Here is a 13,571-nt window from a genome sequence, read left to right on the forward strand (position 1 = left end):
TTGGGTGCGCGGTGCAAATGGATTGTGCTTGTCCCCCCGCGGGCACGAGCGTCGCTACTCGTCGGTCGTCCTGAGGACGCCGATCCAGGCCGATGCACCGTCGTAGTCGACCGGACCCCCGGACACCTCGACCTCGACCTCACGGCCGTCCGCTCGGATGCCGGTAAACGCCGCGTCGAACGACTCCAGATCGCCGTGGTCGTCCGACTCGACGATGTCTATGACCGTCTCCCGTTCCCCCTCCGCCGCGAGGTGGGCCGGCGACTCGCCGATGAGGTCCGGCTGGTCGTACCCGAACGTCTCCGCGAGGCGTTCGTTGACGTAGACGAACTCCCGGTCCTGGATGATACAGACCCCGGCGAGGCCCTGCTCGACGAGCCGCTGGTACCACGACAGCGCGTTCCAGAACTGCTGTTCGGTCCGGTGTTGCTCGACCGCGTTCTCGACGCGGTTCGCGAGCACCTCGTACTGGTCGGTCCCGGTCTCCTTCTGCATGTAGTCGGTGACGCCGGCGGCGATAGCCTCGCTCGCGATCTCCTCGCTGCCCTGGCCGGTGAAGAGGATGAACGGCATGTCGGGGTAGCGCTCCCGGACGATCTCCAGTAGCTCCAGCCCGTCGGTGTTGGGCATCTGGTAGTCGCTGACGACACAGTCGAACTCGCCGTCGGTGAGTCGATCCAGCGCTTCGACGGCGCTGTGGGCGGTCACGACGGTGAAGTCGTCCCCGTTTCGTTCCAGGAAGGTCTCGACGAGGTCACAGATCTGTGGGTTGTCGTCGACGTGGAGGACCCGTACCTCGTCGGTCCCGTCGACGCCGGCCAGCGGCACCGGGACCTCCGCCTGCAGCTCCTCCGGGCACCCGTCCGACTCCGACCGGATGAGCGGCGTGTTCCGGTCCGCCACACGGGGACTCCCCCGTATCGCGGTCCGCGAGAGTTCGACCTGCCCGCTGCCCTGACAGCCGTCCGGCGTCATCCGCGCTCCCCCGCAGGACCGCGGCCGGACGTGACGTTCGTGAAACCTATCATTTTTCTGGGCGTACCGGAGCCGTCCGGTTCCTTTCGACTTCCCCGTTCCGAATCGAACGATGGCAGCCGTCCGGACCCGGGTGCTCCGGGTACTCTGATCGTTACCCACTTATTTAGTGTCCGGTCATAAAACGATACTGATAGTGGGGGTAGTGACCACGTAACAAACAACCGGACGCCGGATATGCCGGCGTAGCCGTGGGACCGTGGGGCCACGTGGGGACCGCCACTTCCGACCGATCGGATCGCGACGGGCGCGACCACACCGACGAGGGACGACTTCTGACTTCGGTTAATACGACTTAATATATGTAAGAACTTTTCAAATATTTTTAATATACAACGGGGTGATTAGTCGAGTGCACTATGTCCGATTCCAAGATGCGCGAGTACATCGCAGAGCACCCACGAATGGCCGGCGCACTGTTCACCGTCCTGCTGCTGCTGACGCAGGCTGGGAGTGTAGCGGCAGGCAATAACGCTACGATCGCTGGCCCGTAAGCTCCGTTAAGTTCTCTGCAAGTAACATACTGCTCCAATAAAGTTCGTCATCAGCCCGGACTGGAACTTCTTCCATCATCAAAAAGTCTTTTAGCTGCTGTTTATCCACCTCGAAACCGCCAATATTCCCTGAAATCAGATAGTACTGTTTATTTTTTCCGATGAATGGGACGGTAATACTTCCCATTCCCTTTTGATCTGTAGCGTAGCTGACTATATTGACATTAAACCTATTTTCTTTCTGTTGGATATAGAGGAGATTCGGCGATCCACCCGCTGCTTGTGTCACTGTAATCCCCCCATCGCCCACCACGATGTACTGTCCGCCGAGGATACTCTCGTCGCGGGCGATCGTGAGCGCGGCCCGGAGCGGGAACCCGCTGTTGAGCAGGCGGGCGATGGTCTCGCCCATCGTGACGGCCCCCTCGTTCAGGATCTCGCTGAGGGTGACGATGCCGCCGATGGCACCGGCTTCGACCAGCCCCAGGCCCTGATCGTAGGAGGTACAGGCGTTCAACAGGAAGGTGTCGACGCCGACGGCGTCGATCTCGCGCACGTCGACGCTCCCGTCGGTGCAGGCGAACCCGTCGTCGTCGATGTGGCCGATGTAGTGGAAGAAGTCGCTGCGGTCGGTCAGAGCGTCGGTGAGCTCGGCGGTCGTCAGGTTCTCGTGGACGGTGACGTCGAACGGGAGGTCCTCGCGGTCGCCGTACACCTCGCCGGCGATGCGCCGCTCTTCCTCCATCCGGGCGTCGTTCTGGACCACGGTGATGGTGATATCGCCCTCCGTCGTCTCCCGGTCGAGGCGGTTCTGGAACGCGGCGGCGGTGAGCTTGCTCGCGCCGATGGGGACGCCCTCGCCGAGCCAGGCCTGTTCGAGGGTGTCGGTGGCCGCGGGCTCGACGTAGTCGACGCGTTCGGTCCGGGTGTCGGTCGCGCGGGCGAGCCCGTCGGCGCTGGCGCTGCGGGTGAAATCGCCCGTCCCGGACCGGGTGAACTCCCGCTCCGTCGCCGTCGCGGCGCTCCGGTCCGCGCCGCCGGGGGTGTGGGTCCGGACGATGGCGAGGTCGTCGACGACGAACGGCAACAGCTCTGCGTTGTCGGCCGTCGGCTGGACGTGGGCGGTGAGCCGCCAGTCGGGGACGTGGTCGGCGAGCACCGCGTAGGGGACGTCGAGGTACGCCGCGACCTGTTCGGCCAGCGGCCGGTCGTACAGCGCCGCGAAGTCGAGGTCGACGTGTGGCTCGACGACGTTGCGCTCGTGGAGGTCGATCTCGTAGTACCCCTCTGTCCGGGTCAGGCAGTCGAGGAAGAACAGGTGCTTGAGCGTCCGCTCGACCGCGCGCTCGTAGCCGTCGGGGCCGGTGAGGGCGTACTCGAAGCCGGCGTCCGTGACCAGCCGCGGGGCGGGTCCCGGTTCGACGGCTGCCCCGAGGTAGTACGCCAGCGGCGCGGCGACGTAGATCGACCCGAGGTCCGGCGGCAGTTCGAGGGTGACGCCGGTGTCGGGGCGGTCGACGGTCGACGGCACGTCGAGCTCGTCGCCGAGCGCCAGCGCCGGCGGGTGGCCCCGGAGCGTCGGGTACGACCGCTCCGGGTCGGTGGTCTGCAGCGCCGACCCGAACGTCTCGACGGCGGCCATCACGTCCAGCGGGTCGGTCGTCGTCGTCACGGTCGCGGCGGGCCGGTCGTGTCGAGAGCGGGCACCGACGCGAACATCCGTCGGCTCGTCGAAGGAGATCCGTGTCTGCTCCATATCGACGCTGACATCGAAGCCCGTGTCGACCCGGAGGTAGGTCTTGATGCGGGTACAGAGGTCGAGGCTGTAGGCCCCGTCGGGGACCGACTCGCGCTCGAACTGCGTCACCTCGGCGACCATGTCGCCGTCAGCGGTGCGGACGTAGACGGGGACGACGGTCGGCAGGACGAGCTCGCTCGTCCGGACCGCCACCGCAGCGCCGACCGGGAAGTGGAAGTCGTCCGGGTCGACGGGCGTCGGCGAGACGGGATCGGCCGCGTGGAAGCGGTACCGTTGCCGCTCTAGCCGGTCGACGACCTCGACACCGTGGCGATCCGTGAGCGAGGCGAACGTGATTGGCATCGTGAGTCCGTTCCACTGGCAGCGGTATACGTCCACCACGGCGTGAGAGAGGGAAAAGGTGTCGCCGCCGACTGCGGCGAGCGAAGCGGGTAAGACCCCCTGGGCCGAACGGGCCGATAGTGCAAGAGTTCGAGCGCAAACAACTGCTGGAGCGCATCGAACGGGACGGTGCGACCATCGGAGCCGAGATCCCCGACGAGATCACCGTCCAGGGCGAGGAGATCGACCTCCGGTCGTTCGTCTTCGAGATCAAGCGCCGAGACACCGTCCCGCCCGGCGAACGCGAACGCGTCGAGACTGCGAAGAAGAACCTCCGACGCGAGCGCCGCGAACGCAGGGACCTGCTGGAGGAGGGGGCGGTCAGCTACGAGCGCGGCCAGGAACTGGCGACGGCCATCATCGGTATCGACCGGGCGCTGAACGCGCTGGAACAGCTCGGGGCGGCGAATATCGAACAGGAGGCTCAGGCACAGGAGGCCGCCGACAAGAAGCGCTGGATGAAGTTCCTGCGGAAGGCGTTGGGCCACGAAGACGCGGACTCGGGCACCGGCCGGGCCGGACGGGGGCGACGATGAGCCGGAACGACGAGATCGCCGACCGACTGGAGGAGTTCGCGGACCTCCTGGAGGCGAACGGCGTCGAGTACAAGCCCCGTGCCTACCGGCGGGCCGCCGAGAACATCCGCGAGTACCCCGGCGCGATCGAGGGGCTGGCCGCCGAGGGCGAGGACGCCGTCGGCGAGATCGACCGGGTCGGCGACGCCATCTCGGCGAAGGTCGTCGAGTACGTCGAGACGGGCGAGATCGCGGAGCTCGACGAACTCCGTTCGGAGCTTCCGGTCGAGATGGACGCCCTGACCGCCGTCGAGGGGGTCGGCCCCAAGACGGTCGGGACGCTGTACGAGGAACTCGGGATCACCACGCTGGACGAACTGGAGGCCGCGGCCGAGGCCGGCGAGATACGGGAGGTGAAGGGCTTCGGCCCCAAGACCGAGGAGAACATCCTCGACAACGTCGACTTCGCACGCGAGGCTCATGCACGCTCACTGCTGGGCGAGGCCCGGCCCTACGGCGAGCAGGTCGAGGCGTACCTTCGGGACGTCGGGGCCGTCGAGCGCGCGGCGCTCGGCGGCTCCATCCGCCGCTGGAAGCCCACCATCGGCGACGTGGACGTGCTGGCCGCCAGCGACGAGGACGAGGCCGTCGTCGAGGCCTTCACCGACTGGCCCGAGGTCGACCGGGTGATCGAGGCCGGCGAGACGAAGGCCAGCGTCTACGCGGGCGACGTGCGCGTGGACCTGCGCGTGGTCGTCCCCGAGGAGTTCGGGGCGGCGCTGCAGTACTTCACCGGCAGCAAGGAGCACAACGTCGCGGTCCGGAACCGCGCCATCGAGCGGGACCTGAAGGTCAACGAGTACGGGGTGTTCGACGTCTCCGAGGGCGAGGACGACGACCAGCGGGCCGGCGAGCGAGTGGCCGGCGAGACGGAGGAGAGCGTCTACGACGCGCTCGATATGACGTGGGTGCCGCCGGAGCTCCGCGAGGACCGCGGCGAGGTGGCCGCCGCCGCCGAGGGGACCCTCCCGGACCTGCTCGGGGAGGACGACGTGCGCGGCGACCTCCACACCCACACGGAGTGGTCCGACGGGAGCAACACCGTCGCGGAGATGGTCGAGGGGGCAGCCGCGTTCGGCCACGACTACCTCGCGATCACCGATCACGCGACCGGGCCCGGGATGGTCGGCGGGGTCGGGGTCACCGACGACGACCTGCGCGAGCAGATCGACGAGGTCCGGGCGGTCGCCGCGGACGCCGAGATCGAGGTGTTCACCGGCGTCGAGGCCAACGTCGCCGCGGACGGGAGCGTCTCGGTCGACGACGACCTGCTCGCCGAACTCGACCTCGTCGTCGCCTCGCCCCACGCGGCCCTGGACGGCGACGGCACTGACCGACTCGTCGCGGCCGCCGAACACCCACACGTCGACGTCATCGGCCACCCGACCGGGCGGTTCCTGAACCGACGGCCGGGGCTGGACGTCGACGTCGAGCGACTGGCCGAGGTCGCGGCCGACCACGGGACGGCGCTGGAGGTCAACGCGAGCCCGCAGCGGCTCGACCTCTCCGGTGCGGCGGTCAAACAGGCCGTCGCGGCCGGCGCGACCGTCGCGATCGACACCGACGCCCACAGCCCCGGGAGCTTCGACCAGATCCGCTTCGGCGTCCACACCGCCCGCCGCGGCTGGGCCGAGGCTGGAGACGTCCTGAACACGCGGGACCCAGAGGGCGTCCGGGAGTTCCTCGATGACTGAGTCACGCCCGCCGCTCCTGCTGGACACGATGCTCGGGAAGCTGGCGACGTACCTCCGGATGTGCGGGTACGACGCCGCCTACGCGATGGACCGTGGGGCCGAATCCGACGAGGACCTGCTGGCGCTGTCAAACACCGAGGGCCGCCGCCTCGTCACCCGCGACGAGCGACTGGCACGGACTGCCGAGGACGCCGTCCTGCTGACCGAGCGTGAGGTGGAGGACCAGCTCCGGGAACTGGCCGCCGCCGGGTTCCCGCTGACCCTCGCGGAGGAGCCGAGCCGGTGTGGCACCTGCAACGCGCCCGTCGAGCGCGTCGACCGCACCGAGCCGACGCCGGACTACGCGCCCGACCCCGCCGAGGAGACGGTCTGGCGGTGTCGGGACTGCGGCCAGCACTTCTGGCGGGGGAGCCACTGGGACGACGTTGCCGACACGGTCGCGGATCTGTGACCGCCGGAGCCGGGGTTATTTGTTCCGGCCGGCCGAGGTCCGACCCGTATGTCCGTCCTGTCGACAGCCGACGAGGGGAAGTTCCTGATGGATCAGGAGGGCGAACAGATCGGCATCGTGACCGAGGTCGACCCCGACGAGCAGGTCGCCTACGTCGAACCCGAGCCGGACGTGGCCGAGGCCGTCGTCCAGGGGCTGGGCTACGGCGACGCGGACGACGACGACATCGAGGTCCCCGCCAACGCCGTCGAGACCGTCACCGACTCGGAACTGCGGGTCGCCCGCGACCTCTAGCCCCGTAGCGCCTCCACGGGCGGCTCCCAAGCGGCCCGGTAGGCCGGGTAGAGACCGCCGACCAGGGCGACGAGGACGCCGAACCCGAACGCGCCCAGCGGCACGACGGCGTTGCCCGGCAGCAACACCGCCGACAGCGGCAGCTCCGTCTGCGTCGCGACGATCACGACGGTCGCGGTACCGAGGAGCGCGCCCAGCGCACCGCCGACGACGCCGAGCAGCGTCGCCTCGACGAGCAGCGTCCGCAGGACCTGCTTGCGGTGGACGCCGACCGCTCGGAGGACGCCGATCTCGCCGCGCCGCTCGGAGACGGTCATCAGCATCACGTTGAAGATGCTGACGCCGGCGACGACCAGCGAGACGCCGGCGACGGCCAGCAGGAACCCGTTCAGGAGGTCGAAGAACTCGCTGATCTGGTCGAGGACGCTCGTCAGCGAGAAGACGCTGACCCGCTGTTGGCGGACGTTGAGCCGCCGGTCGACGCCGTCGGCCACCGCCCGGGCGTCGGCCGCGGAGTCGGCCTGGACGACCACCTGTGAGTAGCCGGTCGTGGCGAACTCGTCGGGCGGGAGGATCACCGCCGAGTCGGCCTGGAGCGGCGAGATGGCGTCGATCTCCGGGAGGACGGTGAACACCCGGTACTCGTTGCCTTCGACGGTGATCCGGCTGCCGGACCGCAGGGAGAGGGACTCGGCGACCTCGGCACCGACGATCGCTCCCTGGCGGTGGACGGCCGGGACGGTCCCGTTGCCCGAGCCGAACAGCGCCCGCGGCCGGTCGGTGCCGTACACCTGCGCGACCGTCTGTCCGCCGTCGGCGCTGACCGACGCCCCGGTGGTCTTCAGCGGGACGACGGTGCCCCGCCCGTCGGCCGCCCGCTGGACGGCCGCGAGGTCCCGGGAGTCCAGGGTCTCGTCCCCGCTGCCCTCGGCCGGGCTGACGATGACCTGATTGCCGAGCCCGCCCAGCTCCTCCGCCGCGGCGACGCTCAGTGCGTTGCCCAGCAGCCCGAGCGTCACGACGGCGAAGACGCCGATGACGATACCGAGTGCCGCAAGCGCCGCCCGCAGTCGCTGGCGCGTGAGGTTCCGGCGGGCCAGCGACAGCGCGGGGAACTGCCTACTCACGGCGGATCACCCCGTCGACGAGTTCGACGGTGCGGTCGGCGTACTCCGTCACGAGGTCGTCGTGCGTGACCGCGACGACGCCGACCCCGTCCTCGTCGGCGATGCGGCGGAACTCGTCGAGGATCCGCCGGCCGGTGTCCCGATCGAGGTTCCCGGTCGGCTCGTCGGCCAGCAGGACCGCGGGCTCGTTTATCAGGGCGCGGGCGACGGCGACGCGCTGTTTCTGCCCGCCGGAGAGCTCGTCGGGCGTGTGGTCGGTTCGGTCGCCGAGGCCGACCCGCGTCAGCAAGCTCTCGGCCCGCTCGGTGGCGTCAGTCGGCAGGAACGCCGTCGGCAGGCGGACGTTCTCCAGGGCCGTCAGCGTCGGCAGCAGGTGGAAGTCCTGGAAGACGAACCCCAGCGACTCCCTGCGGGCGTCGGTCCGCTCGCGCTCGGTCAGGCCGACGGTTGGCCGTCCCCGGAGGTCGACCCGCCCCTCCGTCGGGTCGTCGAGCAGGCCCAGGAGGTTCAGCATCGTGCTCTTGCCGCTGCCGCTGGGGCCGACGACGGCGACGACCTCCCCGGGCGCGACGGCGAAGTCGACGTGCGAGAGCGCGGTCACCCGGCCGCCGCCCCCGTCGTACCGCTTGGTCACGTCGACGAGCCGCAGCGGCGGCACGGCCCGCTCCGCGCGCGGTTGCGTCGCGGTCATCGTCTGCGTCGATACACCGTGACGGCCGCAGTGGCGACCAGGCCGAGGGTCAGCACCAGCGCGACGCCCAGCGACTGCGTCGGGCTCCCGCGGTCGGTCCCGTCCGCGGCCGGCAGGGGGACCGTGACGGTGTCGACGACGCGCTCGCCCCCGTCGCTGTAGGTCAGCCGGACCGTGAGTTCGGTCGCGTTCGCCGCGTCGGCCTGCGCCGTCAGCTCGAACGGCGCGAACTCGCTGGCGGCGACGGAGCCGACGAAGTACGTCCGCTGGGGGTACGCGGGGCTGACGAACTCCGTCGGCGCGACCGCGACGACGGCGCTCCCGACCTCGCCGTCGCCGGTGTTGGCGAGGTTGCCGTCGACGGTGACGCGGCCCTCGTCGTCGACGCGCACGTCGAGTCCGGTCAGCGTGGCGTTCCCGCGGGCCGCGCTGTAGCCGTACAGCGTCGCGTTCGTCGCCCGGCCCGACGGCTCGTCGTAAGCCGCTACGAACCGGACGCCGTCGGTCGCGGACACGCGCGAGAGGTCGACGGTCACGGTCCCGGACTCGCCCGGTTCGAGGGCGTCGGCCACGGACAGCCGGCCGACGGCGTCCAGTGGCTCCCCGTCGGGCGTCTCCCCGCGGACGACGACGTCCTCGACGGGGACGTTCCCGAAGTTCGTCACCGTCACGTCGACGCGGGACTCGCGGGCGCTCCGCTCGTCGTCACTGGACTGCGATTGCAGCGCGCTCGCACCGCCCCCGACGAGTCCCGAGAGCCCGCCCGCGACCTGGTCGGTGTCGTCCTGCTGTGCGGGACCGGCCCTGACGCCCACGTCCGTCGTCGGCGGATCGACGGTGACGTTCTTGCCGAAGGCCGCGGTCCGCTCGACGCCGACCGGCGTGGTGTAGGTCGTCCTGACGGCCAGGGTCCCCTCGCCCGCCTCGGCCGGCCGGACCGAGAGGTTCAGCGTCTCCGACGCGCCGGCGGCGAGGCTCGCGACCGTCCGGCGGGTCCGCTCGCCGGTCTCGGGGTCGGTGACGACGACCTCGATCCCGCGGAGCGGCCCGGTCGTCGGGTTCGAGACGACCGCCGTCACGGGGGAGTCGGCACCCGCGACCAGCCGCTCGGCCCGCAGCTCGACCTGCGGCGCGCCGCGCTCGACGCCGACCGTCAGCGGCCGTGTCGCCCGGACCGTGTCGCCGTCGCTGTCGGTGCCGACGACGACCAGTTCGAGGTCGTACACTCGCGGCGCGTCGACGGTGAACGTCACCGGCACCGTCAGCGTCTCGCCGGGCGAGAGGGTCCCGAGGTCGGTCGCGTTGCCGAGGACCCGCGGCTCCGTGCCGGCGGCCGGCCGGACGACGCGGACGCTGTCGAGGGCGAGCGACGTGTTGCTCCCCGCCGAGAGCCGCACCGTCGGCTCGGCGGTGATCGGTGCGCCGGTCGTGGGGGTCCCGGGCGTGACCGTCGCGTCGGTCAGCGTCAGGCGAGCGTCGGCGGCCGCGGCCGGGCCGACAGCGGTCAGCGGTGCGACGGCGACGACGACGAGGGCGGCCACGAGGACGGGACCGAGCCGGGAACGGGACATCTACACGCGCAAGGGGTTGGAGAGAGAAATACCTTCGCTGGTCGTCCATTCCAGAACGCTTGTAACACCCACCGCGCTAGGGTCGAGCGATGACCCTCTCGGAGGAGGCCCGCGAGCGACTGGCCGACGTCGTCGCCCACCAGCCGACGAAGAACGGCGAACTCCAGGAGCTGTGGGGGATGGACAGCGGGAGCGAGGTCCACCAGTACCTCGAGTCCGAGCTGAAGGAGTACTACTACCGCGACGAGGACAGCCTCATCTGTGCGACGCCGGAGGCGACGGAGCTGGTCGACGGCGAGGGGTCCGACCGGGTCCAGACGGTGACGGTCTCGCCGCTGCAGGCCCGCGTGACGGAGGTGATCGCGGGGCCGGACGCGGAGAGTCAGAGCGTCGTCTCGGTGCTGCACGCGCTGCGCGAGGCCGGCGAGGACCCCGAGGTCGACGAGGTGCGATCGGCGCTCCGCAGCCTCGCGGACAAGGGGATCGTCGAGGTGGTCCAGAAGACGGTCCCGACGTTCCGGCTGGCGGTCGCGCGCGAGGACGTCGACGTCGAAGTCGTCGAGGACTGACTACTCCTCCAGCCCGGGCCGGCGACGGCGGCGGCGGCGCGCCAGCAGTCGCTTGATCGCGCTCCCCGGGCCGCCCTCGATCGGCCACCCCTCCGCCCGCCAGGCCGGGGGTTCCGGCTCGAACGCCGGACAGCCGCCGCGACACTCGCTCTGTGTCGGCGTCTTCTCCTTGGCCCCACAGCGTGGGTAGACCCCGCTCTCCGCTCGTTCGAGTGCGAAGTGCCGGCAGTCGGGTCGCATCGTGTCCGCGTAGGCACGCCACCCGCGGGCGTAGGCGCGCTCGGCGATCACGCGGCGCTTCTCGGCCTTCCACTCGGGGTCGGCGTACTCGAAGCGGGCCGCGCTCCGGCCGTCCTCGGGCCGGTCGAGGACGCGGGTCCCCGGCTCGGACGGGTCGAGCGAGCGCGGCTGCCACACGGCCTCGGCGGTCCCCTCGTCCGTGTCGACGGTCAGGACGCCGGCCCCCGAGGGAAGGTCGGCGAGCAGGATCGGCTCGACGCGCTCGTCGGTCGACGCGGTCGCGACCCACACCTCGTCGGCCAGTCCCAGGGCCACGTCGCGTTCGAGCTGGTCGGCCAGGTCGCGGGCGGCGCTCGCCGAGAGGTCCGGCTTGTTCTCGACGGCGACGATCCGCCGGGCCCAGTCGGGGTAGCGGTGGCGACGCCGGATCTCGATCCGGTTGCCGCGCTTGCGCGACTCGACGGCGTCGCAGTCGGCCGCCGCGTGGATCGCCTCCCGGACGTACCGCCACGGGTAGCCGGGGTCCGGCAGTGCGTCGCGGTAGTAGCTCCACTCCGCGGGGGCGTGGCGGACGACGTGCAACAGGTCCGAGTCCAGCGCCTCTGGACCGAACGCGGCCCGCCGGCGCAGGCCCGCGGGATCACACTCTATGACGACGGTGTCCCAGCGGCGGCGTCTGGTGCCCAGCTGGCGGGCGACCAGCACCGCGGAGTCGGCTCGCTCGGGCTCCCACGACCGCTCGGCCCACTGGCAGACACGCAGTTCGAAGGCGAACTCGGAGTCGGCACGGTCCACACTACCGGTTGGCCGGCAGACGTTAAAAACGACGACGGTGGCGTCGCCTCAGACCGTCGCGGTCGTGCCGGTCGCGCCACCGCTCGATCCGTCCGTCTGGTTCGCGAACGCCAGGCCGAACATCCGGAAGACGGCGACCTGTCCGTAGAAGGTGATGAAAGGCACCAGCAGCAGTCCGACGATGGTGATCGCGAGCACCTGCGTGACGATGTTGACCGCGATACCGACGACGATGGGCATCAGGACCGCGACGAGGTAATCGGCGGTGAACACGACGTCTTTCAGCAGATTGAGGTCGAACGCCGCCCCGAGGGACCCCTCGACGGCCATGTTCGCCAGCGCGGCCGGGACGAGCAGGTAGATGAGGAAGAACACCGGGATGGCGAGCAGGACCGTCAACAGCCCGAAGCCGGCGAGGATGCCGCCTCCGTCACCGCCGGCGGCGCTGCCCGCGCCGAGCAGTACGACCCCGATCCCGCCGATGACGGCGATGGGGATGATCGAGTAGACGAACGCGACGACCGTCGCCTTCAGGCCGTCGACGACGAGGCCGCCCCAGTCGTCCCACTCCGGGGGCTCGCTCTCACCGCGGACCGTATCGCCCAGGACCCGCAGCAGGTAGCCCTGGAAGATGAATATCGGGACGACGAGAAACGAGAGGAACAGCAGTACGCCGCCGATCAGTATCCGCGCGATCCAGCTGTCGCCTTCCATCGGGTACGAGAGTCCGTCTTCGAGCATCTTTGGAACCTCTGTGTAAGGCTCACCCCAATATCACATAAATTTGACGACAATAGTGTCGGGTAGAGGAAAGTAAACGAGAGCGTATATTTCGGTGTATCCGACAGCACCCGGCCGGCGGGCTGCGCACGGCACCCTCGGCGACCGCGGCTCAGTCCTCGTTGAGGTAGGCCCCGATGACGCCGCCGATGGTGTACCCGACGGGCGAGAAGAACACGAGTCCGACGAGGTTGGTCAGCGCGCCGAACCCGGCCATCATCGCCATCCCCGCAGCGCCTTCGGTTCCGCCGGTCGCGCTGAGGAGGCCCCCGAGCACGAACTGCGCGGGGATGTAGACGAGGTTGAACAGGACGGCGGCGATCATCCCGGTGACGAGGGCGAACTTGATCCCCTCGGTGGTGTCCGCGATACTCGTGAACATCGCGACGACGACCGCCCCGAGGGCGATCTCTTTCATCGTGGGGACGAGCCGGATCAGGTCGCCGATGATCGGGACGAATCCGACTAACAGGAGGACGGCGAAGACGACACCGACCGATTTCTTGAACGCGTCCTCGTCGAACCCGAGTATCATATCTAATTTGTGGGTCTACGGATTCACACAAAAAGATTCCGGGGAGACAGCGTATCCACTCGACGCCGGCGATACCGACCGGCTGCGGCGCTCACTCCTCGGCTTCCTCTTCGAGCTTCTCGTCGAGGAACTCGTGGGCCTCCTCCAGTATCTCGCGGGGGCCGTCCTGGGTGACGGTGTTGACGGCCTGCTCGTAGTCGCGCCACTGCAGGTCCCGGTGTTCGGTCGACAGTTCGGCCGACGCCTCGAAGGACCGGGCGATGAACAGGTGGACCGTCTTGTGGATGGTGTTGCCGTTCGCCTCGAACACGTAGTCGTAGTCTTCGCGGAAACCGTCCAAGAGCCGGAAGTCGTCGATCCCGGCCTCCTCTTTCACTTCGCGGATGGCGGTCTGCTGGAGTTCCTCCTGACCCTCGACGCCGCCCTTGGGAAACTCCCAGTCGCCGGGGCGGCTCTTGAGCAGCAGGTACTCCCGCCGGCCACGCGTATCGCGAAAGAGGATGGCTCCCGCGCTCGTGGCCTCTATCATTACTCCTTTTTACAACGGCGGGACTTAAGTGAATATCGGAGCACGCGGCAG

The 13,571-nt window shown here is 69.4% G+C and carries 15 protein-coding genes; 6 read left to right on the forward strand and 9 right to left on the reverse strand.

Annotated elements, in window-relative coordinates; translation table 11 throughout:
- Window positions 1-54 precede the first annotated feature (54 nt).
- On the reverse strand, window positions 55-975 hold the full coding sequence (locus tag P0592_RS13060; protein ID WP_276271338.1) for a response regulator: 921 nt from the start codon (window positions 973-975) through the stop codon (window positions 55-57).
- 419 nt (window positions 976-1,394) lie between these two features.
- On the opposite strand from P0592_RS13060, the gene P0592_RS20245 reads away from it, so the two are divergent.
- A complete protein-coding gene (locus P0592_RS20245) occupies window positions 1,395-1,529 on the forward strand; it encodes a DUF7503 family protein (RefSeq protein WP_419181103.1) in 135 nt (44 codons plus the stop codon).
- Here P0592_RS20245 and P0592_RS13065 read toward each other — a convergent pair.
- Window positions 1,510-3,630, reverse strand: coding sequence for a hypothetical protein (locus P0592_RS13065; RefSeq protein ID WP_276271339.1), 2,121 nt, complete (start codon window positions 3,628-3,630; stop codon window positions 1,510-1,512). The genes P0592_RS20245 and P0592_RS13065 overlap by 20 nt on opposite strands.
- 119 nt (window positions 3,631-3,749) lie before the next feature.
- Here P0592_RS13065 and P0592_RS13070 point away from each other — a divergent pair, with 119 nt between their 5' ends.
- From P0592_RS13070 to P0592_RS13085, 4 genes are read left to right on the forward strand one after another with little or no spacing between them, the layout of a single operon-like run.
- Complete coding sequence (locus tag P0592_RS13070; protein WP_276271340.1) at window positions 3,750-4,205, forward strand: DUF5788 family protein; 456 nt, start codon at window positions 3,750-3,752, stop codon at window positions 4,203-4,205.
- A complete protein-coding gene (gene polX / locus P0592_RS13075) occupies window positions 4,202-5,938 on the forward strand; it encodes a DNA polymerase/3'-5' exonuclease PolX (RefSeq protein ID WP_276271341.1) in 1,737 nt (578 codons plus the stop codon). Before P0592_RS13070 ends, polX begins: the two co-directional genes overlap by 4 nt.
- Window positions 5,931-6,389 carry a Mut7-C RNAse domain-containing protein gene (locus P0592_RS13080; RefSeq protein WP_276271342.1) on the forward strand — a complete coding sequence of 153 codons (459 nt, stop codon included), beginning with the start codon at window positions 5,931-5,933 and terminating at the stop codon, window positions 6,387-6,389. The genes polX and P0592_RS13080 overlap by 8 nt, the downstream gene beginning before the upstream one ends.
- A gap of 48 nt (window positions 6,390-6,437) precedes the next feature.
- Complete coding sequence (locus P0592_RS13085) at window positions 6,438-6,683, forward strand: hypothetical protein (protein ID WP_276271343.1); 246 nt, start codon at window positions 6,438-6,440, stop codon at window positions 6,681-6,683.
- Here P0592_RS13085 and P0592_RS13090 read toward each other — a convergent pair.
- From P0592_RS13090 to P0592_RS13100, 3 genes are read right to left on the reverse strand one after another with little or no spacing between them, the layout of a single operon-like run.
- Window positions 6,680-7,810: an ABC transporter permease gene (locus P0592_RS13090; RefSeq protein ID WP_276271344.1), complete on the reverse strand. Its 1,131-nt coding sequence runs from the start codon at window positions 7,808-7,810 to the stop codon at window positions 6,680-6,682. The two genes, P0592_RS13085 and P0592_RS13090, sit on opposite strands and share 4 nt — an antisense overlap.
- The gene (locus P0592_RS13095; RefSeq protein ID WP_419181104.1) at window positions 7,803-8,501 is read right to left on the reverse strand and encodes an ABC transporter ATP-binding protein; all 699 of its coding nucleotides are present in this window, start codon (window positions 8,499-8,501) and stop codon (window positions 7,803-7,805) included. The genes P0592_RS13090 and P0592_RS13095 overlap by 8 nt, the downstream gene beginning before the upstream one ends.
- Window positions 8,498-10,072: a COG1361 family protein gene (locus P0592_RS13100; RefSeq protein ID WP_276271345.1), complete on the reverse strand. Its 1,575-nt coding sequence runs from the start codon at window positions 10,070-10,072 to the stop codon at window positions 8,498-8,500. Before P0592_RS13100 ends, P0592_RS13095 begins: the two co-directional genes overlap by 4 nt.
- Before the next feature lie 89 nt (window positions 10,073-10,161).
- On the opposite strand from P0592_RS13100, the gene P0592_RS13105 reads away from it, so the two are divergent.
- Window positions 10,162-10,641, forward strand: coding sequence for a DUF5797 family protein (locus P0592_RS13105; protein WP_276271346.1), 480 nt, complete (start codon window positions 10,162-10,164; stop codon window positions 10,639-10,641).
- Here the strand turns inward: P0592_RS13105 and P0592_RS13110 are convergent, their stop codons facing one another.
- The 4 genes from P0592_RS13110 to P0592_RS13125 all read right to left on the reverse strand — a co-directional run bounded on the left by P0592_RS13110 (window position 10,642) and on the right by P0592_RS13125 (window position 13,520).
- Window positions 10,642-11,676 carry a DUF5787 family protein gene (locus tag P0592_RS13110; protein ID WP_276271347.1) on the reverse strand — a complete coding sequence of 345 codons (1,035 nt, stop codon included), beginning with the start codon at window positions 11,674-11,676 and terminating at the stop codon, window positions 10,642-10,644.
- A gap of 48 nt (window positions 11,677-11,724) precedes the next feature.
- Window positions 11,725-12,417 carry a DUF4013 domain-containing protein gene (locus tag P0592_RS13115; protein WP_276271348.1) on the reverse strand — a complete coding sequence of 231 codons (693 nt, stop codon included), beginning with the start codon at window positions 12,415-12,417 and terminating at the stop codon, window positions 11,725-11,727.
- 151 nt (window positions 12,418-12,568) lie between these two features.
- Complete coding sequence (locus P0592_RS13120) at window positions 12,569-12,991, reverse strand: hypothetical protein (RefSeq protein WP_276271349.1); 423 nt, start codon at window positions 12,989-12,991, stop codon at window positions 12,569-12,571.
- 91 nt (window positions 12,992-13,082) lie between these two features.
- Window positions 13,083-13,520, reverse strand: coding sequence for a bis(5'-nucleosyl)-tetraphosphatase (locus tag P0592_RS13125; protein ID WP_276271350.1), 438 nt, complete (start codon window positions 13,518-13,520; stop codon window positions 13,083-13,085).
- Window positions 13,521-13,571: the final 51 nt, after the last annotated feature.

The sequence above is a fragment of the Haloarcula litorea genome, from assembly GCF_029338195.1.
Lineage (GTDB): Archaea > Halobacteriota > Halobacteria > Halobacteriales > Haloarculaceae > Haloarcula > Haloarcula litorea.

Bases quoted from the DNA above. Each gene is read 5' to 3' on its own strand.
- polX (WP_276271341.1), top strand. From the start codon at position 4,202: ATGAGCCGGAACGACGAGATCGCCGACCGACTGGAGGAGTTCGCGGAC.
- P0592_RS13095 (WP_419181104.1), bottom strand. From the start codon at position 8,501: ATGACCGCGACGCAACCGCGCGCGGAGCGGGCCGTGCCGCCGCTGCGG.
- P0592_RS13065 (WP_276271339.1), bottom strand. From the start codon at position 3,630: ATGCCAATCACGTTCGCCTCGCTCACGGATCGCCACGGTGTCGAGGTC.
- P0592_RS13085 (WP_276271343.1), top strand. From the start codon at position 6,438: ATGTCCGTCCTGTCGACAGCCGACGAGGGGAAGTTCCTGATGGATCAG.
- P0592_RS20245 (WP_419181103.1), top strand. From the start codon at position 1,395: ATGTCCGATTCCAAGATGCGCGAGTACATCGCAGAGCACCCACGAATG.
- P0592_RS13120 (WP_276271349.1), bottom strand. From the start codon at position 12,991: ATGATACTCGGGTTCGACGAGGACGCGTTCAAGAAATCGGTCGGTGTC.
- P0592_RS13080 (WP_276271342.1), top strand. From the start codon at position 5,931: ATGACTGAGTCACGCCCGCCGCTCCTGCTGGACACGATGCTCGGGAAG.
- P0592_RS13060 (WP_276271338.1), bottom strand. From the start codon at position 975: ATGACGCCGGACGGCTGTCAGGGCAGCGGGCAGGTCGAACTCTCGCGG.
- P0592_RS13100 (WP_276271345.1), bottom strand. From the start codon at position 10,072: ATGTCCCGTTCCCGGCTCGGTCCCGTCCTCGTGGCCGCCCTCGTCGTC.
- P0592_RS13105 (WP_276271346.1), top strand. From the start codon at position 10,162: ATGACCCTCTCGGAGGAGGCCCGCGAGCGACTGGCCGACGTCGTCGCC.
- P0592_RS13125 (WP_276271350.1), bottom strand. From the start codon at position 13,520: ATGATAGAGGCCACGAGCGCGGGAGCCATCCTCTTTCGCGATACGCGT.
- P0592_RS13115 (WP_276271348.1), bottom strand. From the start codon at position 12,417: ATGCTCGAAGACGGACTCTCGTACCCGATGGAAGGCGACAGCTGGATC.